Genomic DNA, 24,366 nt, shown 5'->3' on the forward strand with positions numbered 1-24,366 from the left:
TCGGGGACGAACGGGGAGTTCTGCGCCTGGCGCCCCTCGCCCGCGAAGGACCGGCGTCCCCCCGCGCTGCGCGGGCTGGTCCGCCGGCTGGCGCTGTGGGGTTCCGGCTCCCAGGGCGAGTACCTCGCCTGGGGCCGCCCCCGGCCCGTCCCGCCGGCCCGGCCGACCGCGGCGCGCGACGTCGACCCGCCCGTGGTGCTGCGCGAGATGCCCAGCACCCCCACGATCCGGCCCGCGGCGCCTTCCCCCGCTGCGGCCCTCATTCCCCGCGGTGCGGCGGTTCCCGCCGCGACGCGGGTCGTTCCACCCGCACCTACTGTGGCCGGGTGTTCACCACCCGGCCCGAGCTCGCCGGCACGTTCGGAATGGTCGCCTCAACCCACTGGCTGGCCTCAGCAGCGGGAATGGCCGTCCTCGAAGCAGGGGGCAACGCCTTCGACGCGGCCGTCGCCGCCGGTTTCACCCTCCAGGTCGTCGAGCCGCACCTCAACGGTCCCGGAGGCGAGGTCCCCATCCTCTTCGCGAGGGGCGGGAGTGACCCGGACGCGGGGCGACCCGTTCTCCTGTCCGGTCAGGGGATCGCCCCCGCCGGCGCGACGATCGAGGCCTTCGAGCAACTGGGTCTCGACCTCGTCCCCGGCACGGGCCTCCTTGCCGCCACCGTTCCGGGCGCCGTCTGCGCCTGGCTGACGCTGCTGCGCGACCACGGCACCCAGCCGTTGGACGCCGTCCTCCGCTACGCCATCGAGTACGCCGGGACCGGTCACCCTCTCCTTCCCCGGGTGACCGCGACCGTGGCCTCGGTCTCCGAGCACTTCCGCACCTCCTGGCCTACCTCGGCCGCCACCTGGCTCACCTCCGACGGTGCCCCTCCGGACGCCGGCAGACTGTTCCGCAATTCGGTTCTCGCCTCGACCTACCGCCGACTGCTCTCAGCAGCGCGCGGACCCTCCCGGGAGGCGCAGATCGATGCGGCGATGGCTGCCTGGTCACAAGGATTCGTCGCAGAGGCGATCGACAGATTCTCCCGGTATCCGGTGCAGGACGACTCCGGTCGTGCCCATCCCGGATTTCTGACCGGCGACGATCTGGCCGGCTGGACGCCGACGTACGAGCCGCCGGTCACCCTCGACCGGCAGGGGTGGACGCTCGCGAAGGCCGGGCCGTGGTCCCAGGGACCGGCGCTGCTCCAGGCGCTGGCGATGCTGGACGACGTCCCACCGGCCGGGACCGACCGGGTCCACGCGAGCGTCGAGGCGGTCAAGCTGGCGATGGCCGACCGCGAAGCCTGGTACGGGGACGTCGACGACGTCCCGGTGGACGATCTCCTCTCGTCCACGTACGCCACCGAGAGGCGGGCGCTCATCGGGAGCACGGCCAGCAGAGCCCTGCGGCCGGGTTCCCCGGGTGGGCGCCCGCCTCGGCTTCCTTCCCTGCTGAGCCGGGAAGGCGCCCCGCACCACCCCGCCGGCCCCGGCACCGGGGAGCCGACGATCAGCCGCAGCGGCACGACGCGCGGCGACACCTGCCACGTGGACGTCGTCGACCGCTGGGGCAACCTGGTCTCCGCCACTCCCTCCGGCGGCTGGTTGCAGAGCTCGCCGGTCGTCCCCGAGCTCGGGTTCCCGCTCGGGACCCGGGCGCAGATGTTCTGGCTGGAGCGCGGCCTGCCCAACTCGCTGGCCCCCGGCAAGCGGCCCCGCACCACCCTCACGCCTTCGCTGGCCCTGCGCGACGACGAGCCCGTCCTGGCCTTCGGCACGCCGGGCGGCGACCAGCAGGAGCAGTGGCAGCTGTGCTTCTGGCTCGCCCACGCCGTCGACGGGCTCGACCTGCAGGCGGCCATCGACGCGCCGGCCTGGCACACCACGGCCTTCCCGTCGTCCTTCTTCCCCCGGGACATGACGTCCGGCGAGGTCGTGGTCGAGTCCCGCATCGGGGACGACGTGGTCGCGGGCCTGCGCGGGCGCGGCCACGACGTCACCGTCTCCGGTCCGTGGACGCTGGGACGGCTGTCGGCGGTCAGCCGCGACCCCCGGACCGGGATCCTCCGTGCGGCGGCCGACGCCCGCGGCATGCAGGGCTACGCCGCAGGCCGCTGAGTCGGCGGCCGGAGCCTTCGCCGCTGGGGGGACATAGGGTGATGGCCCGCGGCGTGTGCCGATCCCCCTCGCGTGGAAGGAACCGGTCGTGAACGCCGCCGAGACGCCGTCAGCGCCGTCGGCCAGGCACCTGGCCGCGGTCCGGCGACTCGAGTCCACGGCCCTGGGGTCGGAGGGACTGCAGCGGCTGACCGGGATCGCGGCGCGGCTGGTCGGTGCGGACATGGCGGCGGTGGCCCTCGTCGGCGACGTCGTGACGGTGGTGGCGGGAACCGGCCTGCCCGCGGGAAGCCTCGGCCGGCAGGTGCCGCTCGCCGACTCGCTGACCGCCGTGTCGTTCGCCTCGGAACGGCCGCTGGTCGTGCCGGACACCCGCCGCGACGCGCGGTTCGCGGCGCTCCCGTACGTCGGGAACGGCACCATCGGGGCCTATCTGGGCATCCCGCTCGTGGTGGTCGACGGCTCGCCCATCGGCGTGCTCTTCGCCTCCAGCCGCAGTGCCCGGGCATGGAGCGACAACGACGTGGCGCTCCTCCGGCAGCTCGCGGGCGCCGTGATGAGCGAGCTGGAGCTCGCCGCGCTGGCGCAGGAGTTCGAGGCGCACCGGCTGCGGTTCGAGCTGGCCATCGACGCGGCGCAGATCGGCAGCTTCGACTGGGACCTGCGGACCCGGCGGCTGGTCTGGGACGACCGCCTCGTGCAGATGTTCGGCTACTCGCGGGACACCTTCGACGAGACCATCGAGGCCTTCCGCGACCGCATCCACCCCGCCGATCTCGACCGCACGACGGCGGCGCTGAAGTCGGCGATCGACGGTTGCGGCGAGTACGAGGCGGAGTTCCGCGTGGCCCTCCCGACCGGCGAGACGCGGTGGGTGCAGGCCCGGGGGAGGGCACTGGCCGGCGACGACGGCTCGGCGTTGCGGCTCGTCGGCGCCGCATACGACACCACGGGGCAGCGGCACGGCGACGCCCGCGTGGCCCGCGTCCTGGAGGCGATGAACGCGGCCTTCTTCTCCCTCGACCGGCAGTTCCGCTTCACCTACGTGAACGCCGAGGCCGAACGGGTGCTCGCCCGCACCCGTGTGGAGTTGCTGGGGGTCACGATCTGGGAGGCGTTCCCGGGCACGGACGGCAGCGCCTTCGGGGAGAACTACCGGGGCGCCGTCGAGACCGGCCAGGAGCGGGTCTTCGAGTCCTACTACCCGCCGTTCGAGGCCTGGTACGAGGTGCGGGCCTCACCGAGCCCCGACGGGCTCTCCGTCTACTTCCTGGACGTGACCGAGCGACGGGCGGCCGAGGAGAGCGCGCGCCGGGCGACCGCGCGGCTCTCGCTCATCGCCGAGGTGGCGTCGGCGGTGTCGGACGCGCTCACCGAGCCCGGTGGCGAGGAGGTCGCGGTGCAGCGCCTGGCGCGGTCGGTCGTCCCCGTGCTCGGCGACTGGGTGATCGCCAGCCTCGTCGGTGAGGACGGCCAGTTGCACGACGTGGCGAGCTGGCACCGCGACCCGCAGCGCCGCGACCTGGCGGCGCGGTACTCGGAGCTGCGGCTGGGCGCCCTGCAGTCGACCGCCCCGATCGTGGAGGCGCTCCGCTCCGGTCAGCCGATGCTGGTGCCCGACGTCGCTGCGGCGGTCGGGCGCACCCTGCCACCCGGAGAGGTGCGCGACGTCTTCGCCCAGCTCGCCCCGCAGACCGCCGTCGCGCTCTCGTTGCAGGCGCGCGGCCGCACCGTCGGGGCGCTGAGCATCTACCGGTCGGCCGGGCGTCCGCCGGCGGACGACGACGACGTCGCCACCGCGCGCGAGGTGGCCGACCGCGTCGCGATGGCGCTGGACAACTCGCGGCTCTACGAGCAGCAGCGGCGGCTGGCCGAAGGGCTCCAGCGCAGCCTGCTCACCGCGCCGCCCGAGCCCGACCACGCCGAGATCGTGGTGCGCTACCGGCCGGCCATGCGGGCGGCGGAGGTCGGCGGGGACTGGTACGACGCGTTCCTCCAGCCGTCCGGCGCGACGATGGTGGTCATCGGCGACGTCGTCGGGCACGACACCGAGGCGGCGGCCGCGATGGGCCAGTTGCGCGGGATGCTGCGGGGGATCGCCTACCGGGAGGGCCCGGGGCCGGCCGCCGTCCTCACCCAGCTCGACGCCGCCATCCAGGGGCTGGGCATGGGCACGATGGCCACGGCGGCGATCGCGCGGGTGGAGCAGACGCCGGAGGAGCGCGACGCCGGGCTGACCCGGCTGCGCTGGTCCAATGCCGGGCATCCGCCGCCGCTCCTCCTGCACGTCGACGGCCGGATCGAGGAGCTCGCGCCGGCGCGGGCGGAGCTGATGCTCGGCGTCGACCCGCACACGCGCCGCACCGATGCCGTGGTCACCGTGCAGCGCGGGGCCACGCTCCTCCTCTACACCGACGGGCTGGTCGAGGGCCGCGACCTGCCCCTGGACGAGGGCATCGCCCGGCTGCGCGAGGCGCTGGCGGAGCTGGCCGGCGAGCCCCTCTCGGTGCTCTGCGACGAGGTGATCGAGCGGCTTCGGCCCGAGGGCCTGCAGGACGACGTGGCCCTGGTGGCGGTCCGCCTGCACCGGGAGGACCGCCCGCGGCCGGCGGAGGCGGGTCCCGAGCGCGTGCCGGACCTGGTCGACCCGCCCCCGCACGGGGGCTGAGCTGCCTTCAGCGGGGCAGCAGGGCCCAGACGTACTTGTGGCCGTGGCTCACGTACCAGCCGTGCTGGCTGGCCATCTCGGCGATGAGGTACAGACCGAGGCCGCCCTCGCTGGGGTCGCGGCCGATCGCCGGCGACGGCGGGTACGCAGGAGCCTGGTCGGAGACCTCGATCAGGTACGCGTCGGGCGTCTCGCGGACGGTGGCCTGGACCCCGCCCCGGCCGTGGCGCAGGGCGTTCGAGGCCATCTCGTCGAGCGCGAGGATCAGCTGGTCGCGCAGGTCGGGTCGGGTCGCCGCCCCCGCGTGGCGCCGCAGGTCCGCACGGACGCGGGGCAGCTCGGCGACGTCCTCCAGGCTCCAGGTGAGCACGGGGGCGGCCGGCGGAGGAGCCGCAGACGGCCACACGGGCCCGGCCGCCTGCCCTGTCACGCGCTGTACCCCTTGCTCGGTTCGCGGCCCCTGATCGGTGCAGGCCGAACAACTGCGTATGGGCCGCGGCGGGTGCTCCCAAACCTCAGTGCGACGCGGGTCACTCCCGCGGGGGGAGGTCAGGCGCTCAGTTCGGCGAGCTTCCGGACGGTGTTCCAGTTCCGTGCCGTGCCGGGGACCCCGATCAGCGTGTCCCACTTCCAGGAGGCCAGCGGCGTGTTCTGGATCCCGTCGGGCAGCCACAGGTACAGCTCGCGACCACGGACCAGGTAGTCCCCGCCTCCCCCGGCCTTGGGCAGCGCGTCGACGCGGGCGGGATCGGGCGGCTCCGGCAGGAAGGTGACGAGGTAGCGCGCGGGGTCGGTGGCCTCGGTGGCGAAGGGGTCACCCGCCACGACGGCGCCCATCTCCGCCCCGGTCCGGACCACGACCGGGACCGCGAAGCCGAACTCCTCCTCGATCGCCGCCGACAGGTCCGCCGCCAGCTCCGCCTCCCCGACACGGCTGGTGAGGACGACGTTGCCGCTGCGCAGGTGGGTGCGGACGTCGGCGTACCCGCGCGCGGTGAGGAGCTCCGTCAGCCGCGGCATCGCGACCTGGCGCGCCTTGCCGAGGTTGATCCCGCGCAGCAGGGCGACGTACGTCGTCGGCGGCCCCGTCGTCTTCGCCACGTCCGGACCGTAGCGGCTCCGCGAGAACTCAACCGCCCCGTAACCGGTCGGGAACACCGGCTGGCGACGCTCGGAGGAAGCGCACGGCGAACAGGGGGATCCGGTGGCCACTTCCGAGAAGACGACCGCGACGACGGCGGCGTCCTACGACCGTGCGGACCCGGATGCCCGCCCACCCTGGGGGGTGGCCGTGCCGCTGGGGCTCCAGCACGTGCTGGCCATGTTCACGTCGAACCTGACGCCGGCGATCCTGCTGGCCGGCGTCATCGGGGCGACGACCGGCGAGGCGACACTCCTGGTCCAGGCGGCCCTGCTCTGCGCCGGCCTGGCGACGCTGCTGCAGACGGTCGGCATCGGACCGGTGGGCAGCAGGCTCCCGCTCATGATGGGGGCCGGATTCGCCTTCATCGCCGTCGCGGTACCCCTCGCCGAGGACTTCGGGCTGTCGGCCGTCCTGGGCGGCGTGCTCGTCACCGCGGGGGTGCAGGTGGCCATCGCCCTCGGGATCCACAAGATCGCGTTCCTCTTCCCGCCGGTGGTGACGGGCACGATCATCCTGGTGATCGGCCTCGGCCTGCTCCCGAGCGGCGTCAACCTCGCCGCCGGCGGCCTCGGATCGCCGGACTTCGGCGCCCCGGTCAACTTCGCTGTCGCGGGCCTGGTGCTGGTGCTCACCGTCGTGCTCAACCAGTTCTGCCGGGGCCTGCTGTGCAGCGCGGCGGTGCTGATCGCGGTCGTCGTCGGGTACCTCGTGTCGATCCCCCTCGGTCTGCTCGACCTCTCGGGGGTCGGTGACCGACCTCTGGTGGCGGTACCCGCGCCGTTCGAGTTCGGCCTCTCCTTCCCCCTTGTCGCCGTGCTCTCCATGGCCGTGGTCGGCGTGGTCAACATGGTCGACTCGGTCGGCACCGTGCACGCGGTCACCGAAGGCGGCGCAGCCCGGCCCGCGACCACGCGAGAGCTGCGGGGCGGGATCCTCGCCGAGGGGGGCAGCGCCGTCCTCGGCGGAGTCTTCGGCGCACTGCCGACCACGATGTTCAGCCAGAACATCGGGCTGGTGGCGCTCACCAAGCAGATGAGCCGGCACGTCGTGACCATCGGCGCCCTGGTGCTGATCGGCCTCTCGCTGCTGCCCCAGGTCGCCGCCGTGCTGGCGGCGATCCCGCCGGCGGTCCTCGGCGGCGGCGTCCTGGTCCTCTTCGGCATGGTCTGCGCGATCGGCATCCAACTGCTGTCCAAGGACGGACTGGACACGCGGGCGCTGCTGATCGTCGCGCTGTCGGTGGGGCTCGGGCGGGGGATCGCCGCGGCGCCGGACGCCGTCGACCGCGTGACCGGAGAATGGGGTGCCCTCTTCGACTCGGGGATCGTGGTCGCTGCCGTCGTTGCCGTCGTCCTCAATCTGGTCCTGCCCGGTCGCCCGACGCGCAGCGGTCTGCCGGCATCGCCCGCAGAGGTGGTGGTCGCCGACGCCGTGGCGGAGCAGCGCCCGCCGGCGGTGTGAGCGCGGTCAGTTCCCGAAGACCGGTGACCAGACGCCGGTCAGGGCGCTGAGCGTGACCGCGGCGGCGCAGACCACCGCGGCAGCGAGCACGAAGGCGTAGTCCCTCGGCCGCAGGGACGAGCCACGGGCGTTGGTCCGGGGGATCCCGGAGTCGAACCCGCGGGCGTCCATGGCGGCGGCCAGCCGCGAGCCGCGCCGGATGGCGCCGACCAGGAGCGCGAACGCCGTCCCGGCGAACAGCCGCAGCTGGGCCACGGGGTTCCGGCCGGCGTCCACGCCCCGGGCCCGCCGGGCGAGCCGGATCGTCTGCCACTCGGTGGCCAGCAGGGGGACGAGGCGCAGCGCAGCGAGGGCGCCGTAGGCGAAGCGGGTCGAGACCCGCCAGTGCAGGGTCAGGGCGTCGGCGAGCCGGACCGGATCGGTGGACGCGACCAGCAGCACGCCCGGCAGCGCGAGCGCGAGGACCCGGACCGCCAGCCCCAGCGCCGACGGCCAGCCGCCCCCGTCCTCGTCGCCGAACAGCACGTTCACCCAGGCCACGCCGGCGGCGCCGAGCAGCAGCGGCCATGTGCGGGCCAGCAGCGCCCGGGGTGCGGCCAGGCCGGCCGCGGGCAGCAGGCACGCCTCGGCGGCCAGCACGACAGACGGGGTCACCACGTCGCCGCTGATCAGCAGGACGGGCAGGAGGACGGCGATCGCCCCGAGCTGGGCCACCGGGTTGATGGCCGACAGCGGCACCGGCCGGACCGGCCCGAGGGACAGGGGGAGCGTCATGCCGCCACCGGCTCGCCGGTCGTCCGGAGCTCCAGCACCTCATCGGCGAGGGCGGTGACGACGGCCGCGTCGTGGGTGACGAGCACGAGCGCCCGGCCCTCGTCCTGCTGTTCGGCGAGCAGGGCCACGAGCTCGGCCCAGGTCTCGCGGTCCTGCCCGAACGTCGGCTCGTCCAGGACGACGACCCCCGGCCGCGTGGCCAGCGCGGTGGCCACCGAGAGCCGCCGCTGCTGGCCGCCCGAGAGCGTGAACGGGTTGGCCTCCGCGAGCGCCGACAGCCCGAGCCGCTCGAGCAGCTGGTCGGCCAGCCGGTGCGCGTCGGCGCCCGCCGACCCGGCGCGCAGCGGGCCGAGGGCCAGCTCGTCGCGCACCCGGCCGGTCAGGAACTGGTGCTCCGGGTTCTGGAAGACCGCCCCGATGCGGCGGACGAGATCAGCGGCGGGCCACCGGTGCGGCGGCCCGTCGGGGCGGCGCAGACCGGTGGTGAGCGGAGGTGCAGCCGTGACCCGCCCGGTCGTCGGCCCGCGCAGGCCGGCGAGCAGGAGGGCCAGCGTCGACTTCCCGGTGCCGTTCGCGCCGACGACCGCCAGCGTGCGGCCCGCGGACAGGGTGACGTCCGTGGGCGGCAGGGCGGGGGCTGCACTGCCGCGGTGGGTGAAGCCGGCCGCCTCGGCGCAGAGCAGCAGCTCGCCGGCCGGATGGATCCGGCGCACGGGCATGCGCAGCGGCGGCGGTGACCAACCGCGCCCGTGCTCGAGCGTGCCGCCGTCCGGGAGCAGTTCGACGACGCGGTCGACCAGCGGCAGCCAGCGCGCGGCGTCGTGGTCGACGACGAGCAACGTCGTCGACCGGTCGGCGACCGCGCGGGTGACGGCCTCGGCCACGAGCGTCCCCCCGTCGGGGTCGAGCTGGGCCGTCGGCTCGTCGAGGAGCAGCAGCCCGGGGCGGGGGGCGAGCGCTCCCGCGAGCACGAGCCGCTGCTTCTGCCCACCGGAGAGCGCCGCGGTGGCGTGGCCCCGTCCGTACGGGAAGCCGACGTCGGCCAGCGCCCGGTCGACGGCGGGCCAGATGGCCTGCCGGGGCGTGCCGGTGTTCTCCAGCCCGAAGGCCACGTCGTCTCCGGCCCGCGTCATCACCAGCTGCGAGTCGGGGTCCTGGAAGACGATCCCGGTTCGGGTGCGGGCCGGCCCCGGCGGGCGGCCGTCGACCGACGCGGCGCCGGTGTGCTCCCCGGCGTCCGGCCCGAGCAGTCCGGCCAGCGCGTGCAGGAGGGTGGACTTGCCGGAGCCGGATGCGCCGGTGAGCAGCACCCGTTCACCCGGCGTCACGTCCAGGTCGACGTCCCGCAGCGCCCAGGCGTGGCGGCTGGCGTGCCGGAACCCCCAGCCCGCCAGCCGCACCGCCGCCGGGCCGCGGCCCGCCGGTTCGGCGGCCGTGGTCAGACCCGGGTGCGACCGGGCGCGAACGACGACAGGGCCCCGCTGGCGCGCAGCGCCCGCGCCAGCGCCGTCCCGCCGATGCCGGCGACGACCGCGGTGCTGACGACGACCAGCACCACGTACGTCGTCTTCCAGCCACCCGCCCAGTCCGGGTAGTAGTTGACGAGGTCCAGGACGGCGGCCATCGCGCCGGCGCACGCCGCGGCCAGCAGCGCCTGCGGCCAGCCGAAGCGGCGGTAGCGGAACGCCGCGAACCCCACCTCGCCGGCCAGGCCCTGCAGCAGGCCGTAGACGATCACCAGCGTGCCCCACGAGGAACCGAGCAGCGCCGACACGGTGGCGGCGACGAGCTCGGCGAACAGCGCGGCGCCCGGCTTGCGGACGATCAGCGGCGCGAGCACCGCGGGCAGCAGCCAGACGCCGTACATGACGGCCTGACCGGGCGGGAACGCCGTGAACGCGGCGTCGAGGCCGGCCCACAGCAGGCCCCAGGCCCAGAACACGATGCCGAACGCGACGCCGAGCACGGCGGTGACGACGATGTCGACGGTGCGCCAGCGCGTGCTGCGCGCAACGTCGGACTCGGACGACGGACTGACGGCCGACTCGGCCATGTCTCCTCCAGACTCCCTGCGCCGGCATGACCCGGATCAGGTTCGAGGGTCTGCGGTGTCCCGCACTCTCAGCGCCGAAGCGCTCCCCTGTCGGTTTCTTCTGTTGTGGCCACGACCCTAGCCCTCACTGGCCCGGTTCACCGGGGAGGGGGTCGGAATACTTGAGAGTTCATCCAACTTGGGGGACACTGAACGCACCGTCCCGCCCGAGGAGCCCGCCATGCCCGTCCAGCGCCTGAACCACGCCGTCCTCTACGTACGCGACGTCGAGCGGAGTTCCGCCTTCTACCGCGACGTCCTCGGGTTCCGGACGAAGATGGAGATCCCCGGTGCCGCGGTGTTCCTGCAGGCGGAGGGCTCCACGAACGACCACGACCTCGGGCTGTTCCAGATCGGCGCCGGCGCAGGACCGTCGGAGGCCGGGCGGCGCACCGTGGGCCTGTACCACCTGGCCTGGGAGGTCGACACGCTCGCCGAGCTCGCCCGCATCCGGGACGCGCTCCTGCAGGCCGGCGCCCTCGTCGGCGCCTCCGACCACGCGACGACCAAGGCGCTCTACGCCCAGGACCCCGACGGTCTCGAGTTCGAGGTCTCCTGGCTGCTGCCCGCCGACCTGATCACCCCGGAGGTCACCGAGGGCGCGGCGATCACAGCCCCGCTGGACCTCGACCGCGAGATCGCGCGCTACGGCGCGCAGACCCGCGGCGGCGTGGGCGTCTCCGTCCCCGCCTGACCCGCCCCCGAGGTGCCATCTCCCCGGAAATGGCACCTCGGTTACCCCCGGCGTCGGCGGGGCAGGACGTGGTGACCCCGATCGCCAGGAGGCCCCGATGTCCCTGCCCGTCGCCCGCCCGCTCGCCCTCGTCACCGGTGCCTCCAGCGGCATCGGGCGCGAGCTCGCCAAGCAGTTCGCCGAGAACGGCTTCGACCTGATCGTCGCGGCGGAGGACGTCGAGCTCGACGACGCCGTCGAGGAGCTGCGCGGCATGGGGGCCACCGTGGCACCGGTGAGCGTCGACCTGACGAAGCGGGACGACGTCGAGCGACTGGCCGCCGCCGTCGACGGCTCCGGCCGGCCGCTGGACGCCGCCGCGCTCAACGCCGGCGTCGGCCACGGCGGCCGCTTCGCCGAGACCGACCTGGAGGCGGAACTCGGCATCGTGGAACTCAACTGTGCATCGACGGTGCACCTGGCCAAGCGGGTCGTCCATGCCATGGTCGCCCGCGGCGAGGGCCGCATCCTCTTCACCTCGTCGGTGGCCTCGCAGGCGCCCGAGCCCTTCCAGGCGGTCTACGGCGCGTCGAAGGCGTTCGTCCAGTCGTTCGCGATGGCGCTGCGCGAGGAGCTCAAGGACAGCGGGGTCAGCGTCACGGCGCTGCTCCCCGGCCCGACCGACACCGAGTTCTTCGACCGGGCGGAGATGACCGACACCAAGCTCGGTGCCTCGGACAAGAAGGACGACCCGGCCCTGGTCGCCCGACAGGGTTTCGCGGGCCTGATGAAGGGTGAGGCGTCGGTGTTCGCCGGCTCGCTCGCCAGCAAGGCGATGGGCCGGCTGTCCGCGATCACCCCGGCGAACGTCGCCACCGCGATGAAGCGGCCGATGACCGAGCCGGGGTCGGCCGGGTCCTGACCGGCTAGGGGGCGGCGGCGACCATGCTCGGCAGGCCCAGCCGCACGGCGCCGTCCCCGTCGGAGACCAGTGCGCACGAACGGTCCACGGTCAGGGTGGTGGTCGTGCCGTCAGCGTGGTCGAGGACGAGCACGTAGCCCGGCCAGATCGCCGCGTTGCAGACATGGTCCGTCGAGTCGCTGAAGACGGGCAGGCCGTTGAGCTCGTCGACGGCGGCGTGCAGGTCGGCGCCCGCCCAGGTCCGAGTCGCGGGCGGCTCCGGGGTGCTGTTGGGACCGCTGCCCGGCGGCGGCGAGACCGGAACCAGGCCGTAGACGCACAGCGTGAGCAGGACCGGGTCCGACGCCGTCGGCACCAGCTGCCCGCCGGTGCCGTCGTCCACGTCGGTCCGGCCCCCGGGCGGCGTCCCGGGACATCCCGCCGACCGCTGCCCGTCCGGCAACGGCTCCCCGGCCCCGTCCTGCGCCCCGCAGCCGCCGGACGTCATGGCGAGGACGAGCGCGGTGAGCGTCGTCGCTCGCAGCCGGGCCATGGGTGCATCCTGGCTCAGCACCCGCAGCCGGCCGCCACGGGTGCTCAGCGCAGCCGAGGCATGGCTCGTGGTCGCGGTGTCGCCCGGAGGGCGACGGTGTCATGGCTGACGACCGGGACGGACCGGTCCGGCTCTCCGGTCGCGCGCGCCCCGATGTCGCGACCCGGCAGGTGCACCGCGCCCGGCACGTGCCCCTGCTCCCAGGCCTCGGCGCTGCGGCTGTCGAGCAGGACGAAGCCGGGGGCTCCGCTCTCGAGGGCGGCATGCACGTCGCTGATGTCGGTCTCCACGGCCAGGCGGTGGGCGACGTGTGCCGCCGCATCGGTCGGCTCGGTCGTCCGGTCGATCACGGCCCGACGCTAGGGTCGCCGTCCCGGCCGGACGAGGCGCTCGGCGTCCCTGCCTCTTGACATCGGCCCTACTGACATCTGAAATGTCAGTTGTGCCAGCCGCCCTCGCGACCGTCGGTCGCGTTCTGCTGCGCGACGTGGCCCTGGACCGGATCCGCGAGGCCATCGTCACCGGGCATCTCGAGCCGGGCGCGGTGATCAAGGACGCCGACCTCGCCGCGCAACTGGGGCTCTCCGTGGCACCGGTGCGGGCGGCGCTGGCCCGCCTCGCCGACGAGGGTCTGGTCGAGAGCAAGCCGCAGAGCCGCACCCGCGTCACCGCGCTGGTTCCCAGCCGGATCCGGGACGCCGCCGTCGTGGTCCGGGCGATGCACGAGCTCGCCGCGCGCGACGCGGTCGCCCGGCTGACCGACCGGGACGTCGCGGCGATGAGAGCGGCGAACGAGCGCTTCGCCGCCGCCGTGCGGGCCGGTGACCTGGACGCCGCGATGGACGCCGACGACGACCTGCACGGCGTGCTCCTGGCGCGCTGCGGCAACTCCGCGGTCCTTGCCACCGTGGACCGGTTCACCCCGGCGATCCGCCGCCTGGAGCGCCGGCGCTTCACCGCCGCCCACGGCGAGGGGTCGGTCGAGCTGCACGAGCGCCTCATCGCCGCCTGCGCGGCGTCCGACGCCGACACCGCCGTCGCCACCACCACCGAGATTTGGACGGCGCTGCTGTCCGAGCTGACCGAGGAGCCCCGCGATGCTGAGTGACTTCCCCCGCTATCCGCTGCTCTTCGGCCCCTCGCCGGTGCACCGCCTGGACCGGCTCACCGAGCACCTGGGCGGAGCAGCGGTCTGGGCGAAGCGGGAGGACGTGAACTCCGGGATCGCCTTCGGCGGCAACAAGACCCGCAAGCTCGAGTACCTCGTGGCCGACGCGCTGGCGCAGGGGTGCGACACGCTCGTCTCGATCGGCGGCGTCCAGAGCAACCACACCCGCCAGGTCGCCGCCGTGGCCGCCCGCGTCGGCCTGAAGTGCGTGCTCGTCCAGGAGAGCTGGGTCGACTGGCCCGACGCCGTCTACGACAAGGTCGGCAACATCCTGATCAGCCGGCTCGCCGGCGCCGACGTCCGCCTGGTGAAGGCCGGGTTCGGCATCGGCGTCAAGGAGAGCTGGGAACAGGCGCTGGCCGAGATCGAGGAGCGGGGCGGAAGGCCCTACGCGATCCCCGCGGGGGCGTCGGACCACCCGCTCGGCGGTCTCGGCTTCGCCAACTGGGCGCACGAGGTCGCCGCCCAGGAAGCGGAGCTGGGCGTCTTCTTCGACACCGTCGTCGTCTGCTCGGTGACCGGCTCCACGCAGGCCGGGATGGTCGCCGGGTTCGCCCAGCTGGCCGACGCGGGCGGCCGGCCGCGCCGGGTGCTCGGCGTCGACGCCTCGGCGAAGCCGGCGGAGACCCGCGAGCAGATCCTCCGGATCGCCCGGCGGACGGCGGACGCCATCGGGCTGGCGCGGGAACTGCGGGCCGACGAGGTGGAGCTCGACGAGCGCTACCACGCCGGCATCTACGGGATCCCGGACGAGACGACCATCCGGGCCATGGAGACCGCGGCGCGGACCGAGGGCATGGTCACCGACCCCGTCTACGAGGGGAAGTCGATGGCGGCGACCATCGACCTGGTCGGCCGCGGGGAGATCGACCGGTCCGCCACGGTCCTGTACGCCCACCTCGGCGGTCAGCCCGCACTCAACGGGTACAGCGCCCTGTTCTCCTGAGCGCTACAGCGACAGGGCGAGCGACCCGGCGTCGGCGCTGCGCAGGGCGCCGGCGACGTCCGGCCGCATCGGCTCCAGGCCGGCCCCCGCGAGGACGACGTCCCGTACGAAGGTGTGCCAGAGGTGCGCGCGGCGCAGCATGCTGTGCCCACCGGCGACGGTGAACCGGGCGACCCGGGCCCCGGCCCGCTGCGCCCGGCCGGCGAAGTGCTCGGACAGCGCGGCGGGCACCCAGCGGTCGCCCCGGCCATGGACGATCACGACCGTGCGGTCCCGCAGGTGCTCGACCGGCTCGTCCGGCGGCGTCCACGGAGCGAGCGCGCACACCGCGGCGACCTGGTCCTCGCCACCGGCCCGCAGGACGGCGCGGCCGCCCATGGAGTGGCCCACCAGGACGATCGGCACGTCGCGGCCGTGGTCGGCGCGGATGCGGTCCAGGCTCCACCGGACGTCGGCCCAGGCGTCGGCGGCCGACCCGTTCCAGCCGGCCACGCGATAGCGCACCAGGGACGTGGTCACGCCCGAGCCGCCCGCGGTGTCGGCGACGAACTGCTCGATCGCGCGCATGCGGACCAGCGACAGGGCCCGCTCCCGCGGCGGCTCGAGGTTCGCGACCGTCCCGCCGTGGCAGAACAGGGCGACCGCCCGCGTCTGCCCGGGCGCGGTTCGCGTCTCGAGGACGGGTTCCCGCACGCCGTCCTCAGGCAGCCCGTCGTCCGCCGCGGAGCGTGGCCCGGGCGCGGTCACCGAAGTCGCCGGCACGGAGCAGTGCGCGGCTGAGCGACGTCGGGCCGTTGCGTCGCTCGAGTCTGCGTCCCACCTTCCGCAGCACGCCGGTCGTGAGCGGGACGAGCACGGTCAGGATCAGCCACAGGCGCAGCCGGCGGGTGAAGAAGAGCCACATGGACAAGCCTCTGCCCGGCGATCGCGATCGGGAACCCCTTCTCAGCCCTCGCCGGCGGAGAGACGCACCACCATCTTCCCGGTGTTGCCGCCCCGGAGGAGGTCGAGGAAGGCCGGAACGGCGTCGTCCAGACCCTCCCGGACGGTCTCCCGGACGACGAGGTCGCCGGAGGTCACCAGCTGGGTCACCTTCGCGACGAAGTCGTCGCGCATGTCCGCGTGGTCGCCGACGATGAAGCCGCGCAGGCTCAGCTTCTTCGTCACGAGCATGAACATGTTGCGCGGACCGGGCTGCGGCTCGACGGCGTTGTAGCCCGAGATCGCCCCGCACAGGGCGGCCCGGCCGAACTCCTTGAAGGCGCCGATGGCGGCCTCCAGGTGCTCACCGCCGACGTTGTCGAAGAAGACGTCGATGCCGCCCGGCGCCGCGGCCGCGAGCTGCTCCGACACCGGCCCGTCGTGGTAGTCGAAGGCCGTCGTGAAGCCGAGCTCCTCGGTCAGCCACCGCACCTTGTCCGGCGTCCCGGCGCTGCCGATCACCGCCGACGCGCCGTTCAGGCGGGCGAACTGCCCCACCAGGCTGCCGACGGCTCCCGCGGCACCGGAGACGAAGACCGCGTCGCCCTCTCGGAACGCCGCCAGCCGGAAGAGGCCGACCCAGGCGGTCAGCCCGGGCATCCCCAGCACGCCGAGGTGGTAGCTGGGCGGGATGCCGGGCAGTTCCGGGAGCACGCGGACGTGCCGGGCGTCGAGAACGGCGACGTCGCGCCAGGCGGCGTCGGCCAGCACCAGGGAGCCCTCGGGGACGGCGGGGGAGCGCGAGTCGACCACCCGGCCGACGGCGCCGCCCTTCATGGTCTCGCCGACCTCCCAGGCCGTCGCGTAGGACTTCCCCGCGTTCATCCGCCCGCGCATGTACGGGTCGACCGACATCGCGAGCATCCGGACCACGATCTGCCCCTCGACCGGGTCGGGACGCTCCTGCTCGACGAGCCGGAAGTCCTCGGGGGTGGGCTCGCCGTGCGGACGGGCCGCCAGCTGCCATTCGCGGGTCCTCAGGGTCATGCTCCCGATCCTGCTCCGCTCGCCTCGCGGGTGCCGGGCGGGTTGCGGCCCCGGCCTACGCTCGGAGCATGTTGTTCTCCCGCTTCAAGACGCAGGCGGTCACCGCTGAGGACGCGCTGCCCGGCCGCCCCGACCCGCTGCCGCACGTGCCCGAGGTCCACGCCGTCAACGGCAACCGCATCCAGCCGCCGTTCCCCGAGGGCTTGCAGACCGCCGTCTTCGGCGCCGGCTGCTTCTGGGGCGTGGAGAAGGTCTTCTGGGAGACCCCCGGCATCTACTCCACCGCGGCTGGCTACGCCGGTGGCTACACCCCCAACCCGACGTACGAGGAGGTCTGCTCGGCGCGCACCGGGCACACCGAGGCCGTCCTGGTCGTCTTCGACCCGGCGGTCATCTCCTACGAGCAGCTGCTGAAGGTGTTCTGGGAGGACCACGACCCGACGCAGGGCATGCGGCAGGGCAACGACATCGGCACCCAGTACCGCTCGGCGATCTACTACTCCTCGCCCGAGCAGGAGAAGGCCGCCCGGGCCACGGGGGACGCCTACCAGGAGCGGCTCACGGCGGCCGGCTACGGCGACATCACCACCGAGATCGCTCCGCTGGGCCAGTTCTTCTACGCCGAGGACTACCACCAGCAGTACCTCTACAAGGTGCCGAACGGCTACTGCCCCGTGCACTCGACGGGCGTCTCCTGCCCGGTCGGCCTGCCGGGAGTGTGACAGAGGACCACCGTTCCCCCCACGCCTCGCAGGCTCGGCGCGGGCCCCTGAACGATGGCCGGACGTGAAGGACACAACCGACTTCTTCGGGCTCATCCGGAGGGCGCCGGACGTCGAGGCGCCGGAGCTGGTCGCCGTCGATGCGACCGACCGGCTGCTGCTCGACGAGGCGGCGGCCGCCCTGGCGCTGTGCGGGCCCGGTGAGGTCGCCGTCGTCGACGACGGCTACGGGGCGTTGACCCTCGGGGCGGTGGCCCTGCACGGTGCGTCCGACGTGCGGGTGTCCCAGGACCTCCTGGTCGGGGAACTGGCGCTGGCCCGCAACGCCGAGCGCACCGGGCTGGCCGGCACGTACCGGTCGCTCGCGCTCGGACCGGAGCTGGTCCGGGGCGCGCGCGTGGTGCTGATCCAGGCGCCCAAGGCCCTGGATGCGCTGCGCGAGATCGCCGAGGTCGTCGCCGCCTCCGCCGCGCCCGACGTCACCGTGCTGGTGGGCGGCCGGGTCAAGCACATGACGCACGGGATGAACGACGTCCTGCGGGCGTCCTTCGCCGACGTCTCGGCCACCCTGGCCCGGCAGAAGTCGCGCGTGCTGGTCGCCCGCGGGCCGGAGCCGGCACCCCCGACCTTCCCGCGACGGCAGCGGCATGCCGACCTCGGGCTGACCGTCTGCGCGCACGGCGCGGCGTTCGCCGGCACGAAGATCGACATCGGCACGCGGACCCTGCTGGGCTCGCTCGACCGGATGGCGCCGGTTCCCACGGCGTTGGACCTCGGCTGCGGCACCGGCGTGCTGGCGGTGGCCCTGGCTCGCAGCCGGCCGGACCTGACCGTGCTCGCCGCCGACCAGTCGGCCGCGGCCGTCGCGTCGGCCGAGGCGACCGTGGCCGCGAACGGCCTGACGGACCGGATCACGGTGCTGCGGGACGACGCGGCCGCGTCCGTACCGGACGGCAGCGTCGACCTCGTCGTCTGCAACCCGCCGTTCCACGTCGGCGCGGCCGTGGTCACCACCGCGGCCGACCGGCTGTTCGCCGCCGCCGGCCGGGTGCTGCGCCCGGGCGGGGAGTTCTGGACCGTCTACAACAGCGCGCTGCGCTACAAGCCGACGCTGACCCGGCTGGTGGGGCCCACCCGCGTCGCGGACCAGAGCCCGAAGTTCACGGTCACGGTCTCCACGCGCCGCTGAGGCTCGCCCTCGCCTCGGCGTCTCGGTCACCGGAACGGAAGAGACTCAACCTTCAAGAATTTTCCGCTGTAGTCGCTCCACCTTCCGGCCGTAAGTCCGGTCAGCGGTGACAGTCGTCACCGCCGGCCTCCCGGTTCTGGAGCACTCGCATGTCGAGCAACGTCTGGTCCGACCGCCCGCTGGGCGTCAAGCTGTCCGCCCTCGTCGGGGTCGGCGCCGTCTCGCTGTCGGTCTTCACCGTCATCACCGTGCAGGCGCTCCAAGGCACCGGTGAGACGGCCGACGAACTCCTCGCCAGCTCCGAGGGCACGGAGGACGTGCTGCTCGCCGACATGATGCACGACGCCGTCCGGGGCGACGTCCTCCAGGCGCTGGTCAGTGGAGGGCAGGGCCCGCTCTACGCGGGCGCCCAGGCCGATCTGGCCGAGCACGACGAGTTCTTCCGCACGATCCTCGCTGAGGTCGTCGCCGACGACCTGAGCCCCGAGGTCGACGCCGCGGTGGCGGAGGTGACACCGGCGGTCGAGGCCTACCTCGCCACGGCTCAGGACATCGTGACCACCGCCGGGGTCAACGCCGCCCGGGCGAACGAGGCCTATCCGCAGTTCGCCTCCGACTTCGCCGTCCTCGAGGACGAGCTGCCCAAGCTGGGCGACGCCGTCGCCGCCTTCGGCGAGGAGGCCGCCGCGCACTCGGAGGCCCAGCGTGGCACCGCCATGACCCTCGCACTCGCCGTCGCCGCCGCCGGCATGGTGCTGCTCTGCCTCCTCGGCTGGGTCATCACCCGCTCGGTCGTCCGCCCGATCCGCCGGGTCGCCGCCGTCCTCGACGGTCTGGCCGACGGCGACCTGACCGGCACGGCCGGGGTCCAGAGCAGGGACGAGGTCGGGCGGATGGCCGCCTCGCTCGAGTCCTCCATGACGAACATGCGCACGGTCATGACGGCGATCGGTGACAGCTCCACCACCCTCGCCTCGGCGACCGAACAGCTGTCCGCGAGCGCCCAGGACATGGCCCGGCTCGCCGACGAGTCGTCGGTGCAGAGCAGCGTCGTCGCCAGCGCCGCCGTCCAGGTGTCGAGCAACGTGCAGACCGTGTCGGCGGGCTCCGAGCAGATGGGGGCCTCCATCCGGGAGATCGCCCAGAACGCCTCCGAGGTCTCCCGTGTGGCGGGGCAGGCGGTCACCGCCGCCGACGCGACCACCGCGACCGTGGCCAAACTGGGCGAGTCGTCGCTGGAGATCGCCAGCGTCGTCAAGGTCATCACGAGCATCGCCGAGCAGACCAACCTGCTCGCGCTGAACGCGACGATCGAGGCGGCCCGGGCGGGCGAGGCCGGCAAGGGGTTCGCCGTCGTCGCCAATGAGGTCAAGGAGCTGGCCCAGGAGACCGCGAAGGCGACCGAGGACATCTCCAAGCGGGTCGAGGCGATCCAGAACGACACCCAGGGCGCGGTGCGCGCCATCGGTGAGATCTCCTCGATCATCGGTCTGATCAACGACTCCCAGAGCACCATCGCCGCCGCCGTCGAGGAGCAGACCGCCACGACGACGGAGATGAACCGCAACGTCGCCGAGGCGGCGCACTCGGCCAGCCAGATCGCGGAGAACATCGACGCGGTCGCGGCGGCCACCAGCTCCACGACCAGCGCGATGAACGACGCGCAGGCCGCCATCGACGAGGTGGCCCGCATGGCCACCTCGCTCCACAGCTCGGTCGCGAAGTTCCGGTACTGACGCGCTATCGGAGCGGCCTCGAGGGGACGGCGGCGGTGGGGGGCTTCCCACCGCCGCCGCTTTCCGTTCCCGGCCGGGTGCTGAGTTCCTGACGCATGTGACGGCGTGTCGGGCAGGTGTCGCGACGACTGCTCATCACCCGGCTGGACGGTGCAGCGCGTTCGCACTGGGCAGAGGCGGCCGGGGCGGGGCAGTCTCGGCACCATGACGCGCTCGCTCGGATCCGTGCTCCGGAAGCTCCGGCCGTGGCTGGTCGGCTGGTTCGCCTTCCAGGCGGTGGTAGCGGCCGCCGGCCGGCTGACGGCCTGGCGGAAGAACGAGGGCGACGAGTCCTCGACCAGCATCCGGCGGGTGCTGACCCACTACGGGCTGGAGCTGCACCCGCGCAACCCGGCGCTCTCCCGGCTGCGCGTCGACCTGGCGATGTCCGGCGCCGAGATCGATCTGACCGGGATCCCGCAGCCGGCCGACGGCATCGACCTCACCCTGCGCGTGCTGATGGGCGGCGTCGCGGTGCGGGTGCCGGCCGACTGGCGGGTGTGGTGGCGGTTCCGCGGCGTCGGGGGCATGGGCGGGGACGGCGTCGTGGCGCGCACGCACGACGAGCACTCGGCCGATCTGCGGATCTACGCCGACGTCCTGCTCGGCGGCATCGGTGTCGAGGCAGGCTGAGCTCAGCAGAAGCCGGGCGTCCCCAGCCACGCGACCTCGGCCGGCGGGACGTCGTCCCGCAGCACGGCGCCCTCGATCAGCCCGTAGGGCCGGTCGTCGGCGTGGTAGACGACGTCCGGGTTGTCCAGTCCGTACGCGGACAGGTCCTGCAGGAAGTGGTGCCTGTTCGGCATCGACATCCGGATCTCCGCCACGTCCGGGCACCGCTCCAGCACGGCCTCGCCCATGGCGTACAGGGACTGCTGCAGCGCCAGGGAGTGCGTCGTCGCGAACGTCTCCAGCAGCGCCGTCCGGACAGCGGTGAACGCGGCGTCGAAGTCGACGTCGGTGCCCAGGTAGCGCCACCGGGCGGTCACCGCGGTGGCCAGGATCCGGTCGTGCGTCTCGGCCAGCGTGGTGTACCGGTCGCGCGGAAAGCCCCAGAACTCCGAGCCCGTGGTCTTGAGGACGACGAGATCGCCGATCCCGGCCAGCACGTGCGCGTCGGCGCCGTCCACCGTGACCACGGCGGTCCGGACCTCGGCGCCGGCCTTGCGGAAGGAGTGGTCGTGCTCCGTGCCGCCGACGGAGATCCGCTCCCAGCCGTAGGACTCCACGGCCACCCGGGCGCCGGTGATCCAGTCGTAGGAGCCGGCGAAGTGCCGGGCCAGCCGCAGTCCGAACTCCTCGGGCGTCCCCACGCCGTCGCGGGCGAACGCGAAGACGGTGTTCTTCTGCGCGTCGGTCGTCAGCACGTGGCCGTTGTCGCCGGCGGTGTGCGCGGCCGCGAAGTCCCCGCGCAGGCTGGAGCTGACATTGAGGTCGACCAGCGTGTGCCGGGGGGAGCTCCGGTCGACCGCGACGACGCGGACCTCCGCCTTCCCGTACTGGTTGGGGCCGAGCACGATCGCCATGTCAGCAGCCTCCTGGGCGCAGATGTCCGGGATGTTGCACGTGGAACCGGTCGACTCCGACGGCACCACGAAAGGTCAGGCGCGGACATAGGCAGCGAGGTGCTTCCCGGTGAGGGTGGAACGGCCTGCGACGAGGTCGGCGGGCGATCCCTCGAACACGATCCGGCCGCCGTCGTGGCCGGCGCCGGGGCCGAGGTCGATGATCCAGTCGGCGTGCGCCATGACGGCCTGGTGGTGCTCGATGACGATGACGGACTTGCCGCTGCCGACCAGCCGGTCGAGCAGTCCGAGCAGGTTCTCGACGTCGGCGAGGTGCAGGCCGGTGGTCGGCTCGTCGAGGATGTAGATCTCGCCCTTCTCCGCCATCTGGGCGGCCAGCTTCAACCGCTGCCGCTCGCCGCCGGACAGCGTGGTGAGCGGCTGGCCCAGCGTGAGGTAGCCGAGCCCGACGTCGGCCAGCCGGTCCAGGATCGTGTGCGCGGCCGGCGTCTTCGCGTCGCCCTCGCCGAAGAACTCCTCGGCCTCGTCCACCGACATCGCGAGCACCTCGGCGATGTTGCGGCCGCCCAGCGTGTACTCCAGGACCGAGGCCTGGAACCGCTTCCCCTCGCACTCCTCGCAGGGGGACTCGACGGTCGCCATGACGCCCAGCTCCGTGTAGATGACACCGGCCCCGTTGCAGGTGGGGCAGGCGCCCTCGGAGTTGGAGCTGAACAGCGCCGGCTTCACGCCGTTGGCCTTCGCGAACGCCTTGCGGATCGGCTCGAGCAGTCCGGTGTAGGTCGCCGGGTTGCTCCGCCGCGAGCCGCGGATCGCACCCTGGTCGACCACCACCACGCCGTCCCGTCCCGCGACGGAGCCGTGGATGAGGGAGCTCTTTCCCGACCCCGCCACGCCGGTGAGCACGACCAGCACCCCCAGCGGGATGTCGACGTCGACGTCCCGGAGGTTGTGCGTGTTCGCGCCGCGCACCTCCAGGGCTCCCGAGGAGGCGCGCACCGAGGGCTTCAGGGACACCCGGTGGTCGAGGTGCCGGCCGGTGAGCGTGCCGCTGGTCCGCAGCCCGTCGACGGTGCCCTCGTACACGATCTCGCCACCGCCGGTGCCGGCGCCGGGACCGAGATCGACGACGTGGTCGCCGATCGCGATGGTCTCGGGCTTGTGCTCCACGACGAGCACGGTGTTCCCCTTGTCCCGCAGCTGCAGGAGCAGGTCGTTCATCCGCTCGATGTCGTGGGGGTGCAGACCGATGGTCGGCTCGTCGAAGACGTAGGTGACGTCGGTGAGGGAGGAGCCCAGGTGGCGGATCATCTTGGTGGCACCGCTGCTCACCGGCCTGCAGCACCTCCTCGACTCCTTCGCCGAGATCGGGCTGGGCTACCTCTCGCTCGACCGCCCGGCGGGAACGCTGTCCGGCGGAGAGGCGCAGCGCACCAAGATGATCCGCCACCTGGGCTCCTCCCTCACCGACGTCACCTACGTCTTCGACGAGCCGACCATCGGTCTGCACCCCCACGACATCGAGCGGATGAACGACCTGCTCCTGCAGCTGCGGGACAAGGGGAACACCGTGCTCGTCGTGGAGCACAAGCCCGAGACCATCGCGATCGGCGACCACGTCGTCGATCTCGGTCCCGGCGCCGGCACCGGCGGTGGCGAGATCGTGTACGAGGGCACCGTCGACGGGCTGCGGACCAGCGGCACGCTCACCGGCCGGCACCTCGACCACCGGGTGTCCCTGAAGCCCTCGGTGCGCGCCTCCTCGGGAGCCCTGGAGGTGCGCGGCGCGAACACGCACAACCTCCGGGACGTCGACGTCGACATCCCGCTGGGGGTGCTGGTCGTGCTCACCGGCGTGGCGGGGTCGGGAAAGAGCTCCCTCATCCACGGCTCCGTCGCGGGACGGGACGGCGTGGTGGTGGTCGACCAGGGTGCGATCCGCGGCTCGCGGCGGAGCAACCCGGCGACCTACACCGGACTGCTCGAGCCGATCCGCAAGGCGTTCGCGAAGGCCAACGGCGTGAAGCCGGCGCTGTTCAGCTCCAACTCCGAGGGCGCCTGCCCCACCTGCAACGGGGCCGGTGTCATCTACACGGAGCTGGGCGTCATGGCGACCGTCGAGTCCCCCTGCGAGGAGTGCGAGGGGAAGCGGTTCCAGGCCTCGGTCCTGGAGTACACGCTGGGCGGCCGCAACATCGCCGAGGTGCTCGCGATGTCGGTGGACGAGGCCGAGGAGTTCTTCGGCGAGGGCGACGCGAAGACGCCGGCCGCGCACACGATCCTGGACCGGCTGGCCGACGTCGGGCTCGGCTACCTCACGCTGGGCCAGCCGCTCACCACGCTGTCCGGCGGCGAGCGGCAGCGGTTGAAGCTGGCCGCCCAGATGGCGGAGAAGGGCGAGATCTACATCCTCGACGAGCCGACCACCGGCCTGCACCTCGCCGACGTCGAGAACCTGCTCGGACTGCTCGACCGGCTGGTCGGCAGCGGCAAGTCCGTCATCGTCATCGAGCACCACCAGGCCGTCATGGCGCACGCCGACTGGATCATCGACCTCGGCCCCGGCGCCGGCCACGACGGCGGCCGGATCGTGTTCGAGGGATCGCCCGCCGACCTCGTCGCAGGCCGTTCCACCCTCACCGGGAAGCACCTCGCTGCCTATGTCCGCGCCTGACCTTTCGTGGTGCCGTCGGAGTCGACCGGT

25 protein-coding genes and 1 riboswitch are annotated in these 24,366 nt (G+C 73.5%); of the genes, 12 read left to right on the plus strand and 13 right to left on the minus strand.

Annotated features, from left to right (window positions below; translation table 11 throughout):
• Positions 1 to 263: hypothetical protein (locus E4P40_RS28495; protein WP_209305223.1), on the minus strand; the 263-nt coding region annotated here is incomplete at its 3' end.
• A 63-nt stretch (positions 264 to 326) separates the two neighbouring features.
• On the opposite strand from E4P40_RS28495, the gene E4P40_RS07885 reads away from it, so the two are divergent.
• Both E4P40_RS07885 and E4P40_RS07890 read left to right on the plus strand, forming a co-directional pair.
• The gene (locus E4P40_RS07885; protein WP_135158227.1) at positions 327 to 2,102 is read left to right on the plus strand and encodes a gamma-glutamyltransferase; all 1,776 of its coding nucleotides are present in this window, start codon (positions 327 to 329) and stop codon (positions 2,100 to 2,102) included.
• An 88-nt stretch (positions 2,103 to 2,190) separates the two neighbouring features.
• Entirely contained in the window at positions 2,191 to 4,770 is a 2,580-nt protein-coding gene (locus E4P40_RS07890) for a SpoIIE family protein phosphatase (RefSeq protein ID WP_245160201.1), read from the plus strand.
• A gap of 7 nt (positions 4,771 to 4,777) precedes the next feature.
• Here the strand turns inward: E4P40_RS07890 and E4P40_RS07895 are convergent, their stop codons facing one another.
• Together E4P40_RS07895 and E4P40_RS07900 are read right to left on the minus strand one after the other, a co-directional pair.
• Positions 4,778 to 5,200, minus strand: a complete 423-nt coding sequence (locus tag E4P40_RS07895) for an ATP-binding protein (RefSeq protein WP_135158228.1) — start codon at positions 5,198 to 5,200, stop codon at positions 4,778 to 4,780.
• A gap of 119 nt (positions 5,201 to 5,319) precedes the next feature.
• Positions 5,320 to 5,871 (minus strand): DUF1697 domain-containing protein, encoded by a 552-nt coding sequence (locus E4P40_RS07900; protein WP_245160202.1) that lies wholly within the window; start codon positions 5,869 to 5,871, stop codon positions 5,320 to 5,322.
• Positions 5,872 to 5,974: 103 nt separating this feature from the next.
• On the opposite strand from E4P40_RS07900, the gene E4P40_RS07905 reads away from it, so the two are divergent.
• The gene (locus E4P40_RS07905) at positions 5,975 to 7,375 is read left to right on the plus strand and encodes a solute carrier family 23 protein (protein ID WP_135158229.1); all 1,401 of its coding nucleotides are present in this window, start codon (positions 5,975 to 5,977) and stop codon (positions 7,373 to 7,375) included.
• A 6-nt stretch (positions 7,376 to 7,381) separates the two neighbouring features.
• Here the strand turns inward: E4P40_RS07905 and E4P40_RS07910 are convergent, their stop codons facing one another.
• The 3 genes from E4P40_RS07910 to E4P40_RS07920 all read right to left on the minus strand — a co-directional run bounded on the left by E4P40_RS07910 (position 7,382) and on the right by E4P40_RS07920 (position 10,202).
• Positions 7,382 to 8,149, minus strand: coding sequence for an energy-coupling factor transporter transmembrane component T (locus E4P40_RS07910; RefSeq protein WP_135158230.1), 768 nt, complete (start codon positions 8,147 to 8,149; stop codon positions 7,382 to 7,384).
• Positions 8,146 to 9,549, minus strand: a complete 1,404-nt coding sequence (locus tag E4P40_RS07915; RefSeq protein WP_245160203.1) for an ABC transporter ATP-binding protein — start codon at positions 9,547 to 9,549, stop codon at positions 8,146 to 8,148. The genes E4P40_RS07910 and E4P40_RS07915 overlap by 4 nt, the downstream gene beginning before the upstream one ends.
• 38 nt (positions 9,550 to 9,587) lie before the next feature.
• The gene (locus tag E4P40_RS07920; protein WP_135158231.1) at positions 9,588 to 10,202 is read right to left on the minus strand and encodes an ECF transporter S component; all 615 of its coding nucleotides are present in this window, start codon (positions 10,200 to 10,202) and stop codon (positions 9,588 to 9,590) included.
• A riboswitch (TPP riboswitch) is annotated at positions 10,199 to 10,301 on the minus strand. (Overlaps the previous gene by 4 nt.)
• Positions 10,302 to 10,422: 121 nt before the next feature.
• Here E4P40_RS07920 and E4P40_RS07925 point away from each other — a divergent pair.
• Positions 10,423 to 10,935, plus strand: a complete 513-nt coding sequence (locus E4P40_RS07925; RefSeq protein WP_135158232.1) for a VOC family protein — start codon at positions 10,423 to 10,425, stop codon at positions 10,933 to 10,935.
• Between the two features lie 97 nt (positions 10,936 to 11,032).
• Positions 11,033 to 11,836, plus strand: a complete 804-nt coding sequence (locus E4P40_RS07930; protein WP_135158233.1) for an SDR family NAD(P)-dependent oxidoreductase — start codon at positions 11,033 to 11,035, stop codon at positions 11,834 to 11,836.
• 4 nt (positions 11,837 to 11,840) lie between these two features.
• Here E4P40_RS07930 and E4P40_RS07935 read toward each other — a convergent pair whose 3' ends face one another.
• The gene (locus E4P40_RS07935; RefSeq protein WP_135158234.1) at positions 11,841 to 12,368 is read right to left on the minus strand and encodes a hypothetical protein; all 528 of its coding nucleotides are present in this window, start codon (positions 12,366 to 12,368) and stop codon (positions 11,841 to 11,843) included.
• Between the two features lie 44 nt (positions 12,369 to 12,412).
• Entirely contained in the window at positions 12,413 to 12,718 is a 306-nt protein-coding gene (locus tag E4P40_RS07940; RefSeq protein WP_135158235.1) for a rhodanese-like domain-containing protein, read from the minus strand.
• Between the two features lie 92 nt (positions 12,719 to 12,810).
• Between E4P40_RS07940 and E4P40_RS07945 the strand changes: the two genes are divergently transcribed.
• Together E4P40_RS07945 and E4P40_RS07950 are read left to right on the plus strand one after the other, a co-directional pair.
• Positions 12,811 to 13,476, plus strand: coding sequence for a GntR family transcriptional regulator (locus tag E4P40_RS07945; RefSeq protein ID WP_245160204.1), 666 nt, complete (start codon positions 12,811 to 12,813; stop codon positions 13,474 to 13,476).
• On the plus strand, positions 13,466 to 14,482 hold the full coding sequence (locus E4P40_RS07950) for a 1-aminocyclopropane-1-carboxylate deaminase (protein WP_135158237.1): 1,017 nt from the start codon (positions 13,466 to 13,468) through the stop codon (positions 14,480 to 14,482). The genes E4P40_RS07945 and E4P40_RS07950 overlap by 11 nt, the downstream gene beginning before the upstream one ends.
• A 3-nt stretch (positions 14,483 to 14,485) precedes the next feature.
• Here the strand turns inward: E4P40_RS07950 and E4P40_RS07955 are convergent, their stop codons facing one another.
• From E4P40_RS07955 to E4P40_RS07965, 3 genes are read right to left on the minus strand one after another with little or no spacing between them, the layout of a single operon-like run.
• The gene (locus E4P40_RS07955) at positions 14,486 to 15,175 is read right to left on the minus strand and encodes an alpha/beta hydrolase (RefSeq protein ID WP_135158238.1); all 690 of its coding nucleotides are present in this window, start codon (positions 15,173 to 15,175) and stop codon (positions 14,486 to 14,488) included.
• 7 nt (positions 15,176 to 15,182) lie between these two features.
• The gene (locus E4P40_RS07960; RefSeq protein ID WP_135158239.1) at positions 15,183 to 15,386 is read right to left on the minus strand and encodes a hypothetical protein; all 204 of its coding nucleotides are present in this window, start codon (positions 15,384 to 15,386) and stop codon (positions 15,183 to 15,185) included.
• 41 nt (positions 15,387 to 15,427) lie between these two features.
• Positions 15,428 to 16,450 carry an NADP-dependent oxidoreductase gene (locus E4P40_RS07965; RefSeq protein ID WP_209305224.1) on the minus strand — a complete coding sequence of 341 codons (1,023 nt, stop codon included), beginning with the start codon at positions 16,448 to 16,450 and terminating at the stop codon, positions 15,428 to 15,430.
• A gap of 68 nt (positions 16,451 to 16,518) precedes the next feature.
• Between E4P40_RS07965 and msrA the strand changes: the two genes are divergently transcribed.
• From msrA to E4P40_RS07985, 4 genes are all read left to right on the plus strand, one after another.
• A complete protein-coding gene (msrA, locus tag E4P40_RS07970) occupies positions 16,519 to 17,172 on the plus strand; it encodes a peptide-methionine (S)-S-oxide reductase MsrA (RefSeq protein ID WP_135158240.1) in 654 nt (217 codons plus the stop codon).
• A 64-nt stretch (positions 17,173 to 17,236) separates the two neighbouring features.
• Positions 17,237 to 18,361, plus strand: a complete 1,125-nt coding sequence (locus E4P40_RS07975; protein ID WP_135158241.1) for a methyltransferase — start codon at positions 17,237 to 17,239, stop codon at positions 18,359 to 18,361.
• A gap of 149 nt (positions 18,362 to 18,510) precedes the next feature.
• Positions 18,511 to 20,097, plus strand: a complete 1,587-nt coding sequence (locus E4P40_RS07980; RefSeq protein ID WP_135158242.1) for a methyl-accepting chemotaxis protein — start codon at positions 18,511 to 18,513, stop codon at positions 20,095 to 20,097.
• Positions 20,098 to 20,301: 204 nt separating this feature from the next.
• Positions 20,302 to 20,769 (plus strand): hypothetical protein, encoded by a 468-nt coding sequence (locus tag E4P40_RS07985; RefSeq protein WP_135158243.1) that lies wholly within the window; start codon positions 20,302 to 20,304, stop codon positions 20,767 to 20,769.
• A gap of 2 nt (positions 20,770 to 20,771) precedes the next feature.
• Here E4P40_RS07985 and pucL read toward each other — a convergent pair whose 3' ends face one another.
• Positions 20,772 to 21,662, minus strand: a complete 891-nt coding sequence (gene pucL, locus E4P40_RS07990) for a factor-independent urate hydroxylase (RefSeq protein ID WP_135158244.1) — start codon at positions 21,660 to 21,662, stop codon at positions 20,772 to 20,774.
• A 75-nt stretch (positions 21,663 to 21,737) separates the two neighbouring features.
• Entirely contained in the window at positions 21,738 to 22,994 is a 1,257-nt protein-coding gene (locus tag E4P40_RS07995) for an ATP-binding cassette domain-containing protein (RefSeq protein ID WP_245160205.1), read from the minus strand.
• On the opposite strand from E4P40_RS07995, the gene E4P40_RS08000 reads away from it, so the two are divergent.
• Positions 22,978 to 24,336 (plus strand): ATP-binding cassette domain-containing protein, encoded by a 1,359-nt coding sequence (locus E4P40_RS08000; RefSeq protein WP_245160206.1) that lies wholly within the window; start codon positions 22,978 to 22,980, stop codon positions 24,334 to 24,336. The two genes, E4P40_RS07995 and E4P40_RS08000, sit on opposite strands and share 17 nt — an antisense overlap.
• Positions 24,337 to 24,366: the final 30 nt, after the last annotated feature.

This window comes from Blastococcus sp. CT_GayMR20 (assembly GCF_004570345.1).

Coding starts and splice junctions, on each gene's coding strand:
- E4P40_RS07910 (WP_135158230.1), bottom strand. CDS start 8,149: ATGACGCTCCCCCTGTCCCTCGGGCCGGTCCGGCCGGTGCCGCTGTCG.
- E4P40_RS07920 (WP_135158231.1), bottom strand. CDS start 10,202: ATGGCCGAGTCGGCCGTCAGTCCGTCGTCCGAGTCCGACGTTGCGCGC.
- E4P40_RS07925 (WP_135158232.1), top strand. CDS start 10,423: ATGCCCGTCCAGCGCCTGAACCACGCCGTCCTCTACGTACGCGACGTC.
- E4P40_RS07930 (WP_135158233.1), top strand. CDS start 11,033: ATGTCCCTGCCCGTCGCCCGCCCGCTCGCCCTCGTCACCGGTGCCTCC.
- E4P40_RS07935 (WP_135158234.1), bottom strand. CDS start 12,368: ATGGCCCGGCTGCGAGCGACGACGCTCACCGCGCTCGTCCTCGCCATG.
- E4P40_RS07950 (WP_135158237.1), top strand. CDS start 13,466: ATGCTGAGTGACTTCCCCCGCTATCCGCTGCTCTTCGGCCCCTCGCCG.
- E4P40_RS07960 (WP_135158239.1), bottom strand. CDS start 15,386: ATGTGGCTCTTCTTCACCCGCCGGCTGCGCCTGTGGCTGATCCTGACC.
- E4P40_RS07965 (WP_209305224.1), bottom strand. CDS start 16,450: ATGACCCTGAGGACCCGCGAATGGCAGCTGGCGGCCCGTCCGCACGGC.
- msrA (WP_135158240.1), top strand. CDS start 16,519: ATGTTGTTCTCCCGCTTCAAGACGCAGGCGGTCACCGCTGAGGACGCG.
- E4P40_RS07980 (WP_135158242.1), top strand. CDS start 18,511: ATGTCGAGCAACGTCTGGTCCGACCGCCCGCTGGGCGTCAAGCTGTCC.
- E4P40_RS07985 (WP_135158243.1), top strand. CDS start 20,302: ATGACGCGCTCGCTCGGATCCGTGCTCCGGAAGCTCCGGCCGTGGCTG.
- pucL (WP_135158244.1), bottom strand. CDS start 21,662: ATGGCGATCGTGCTCGGCCCCAACCAGTACGGGAAGGCGGAGGTCCGC.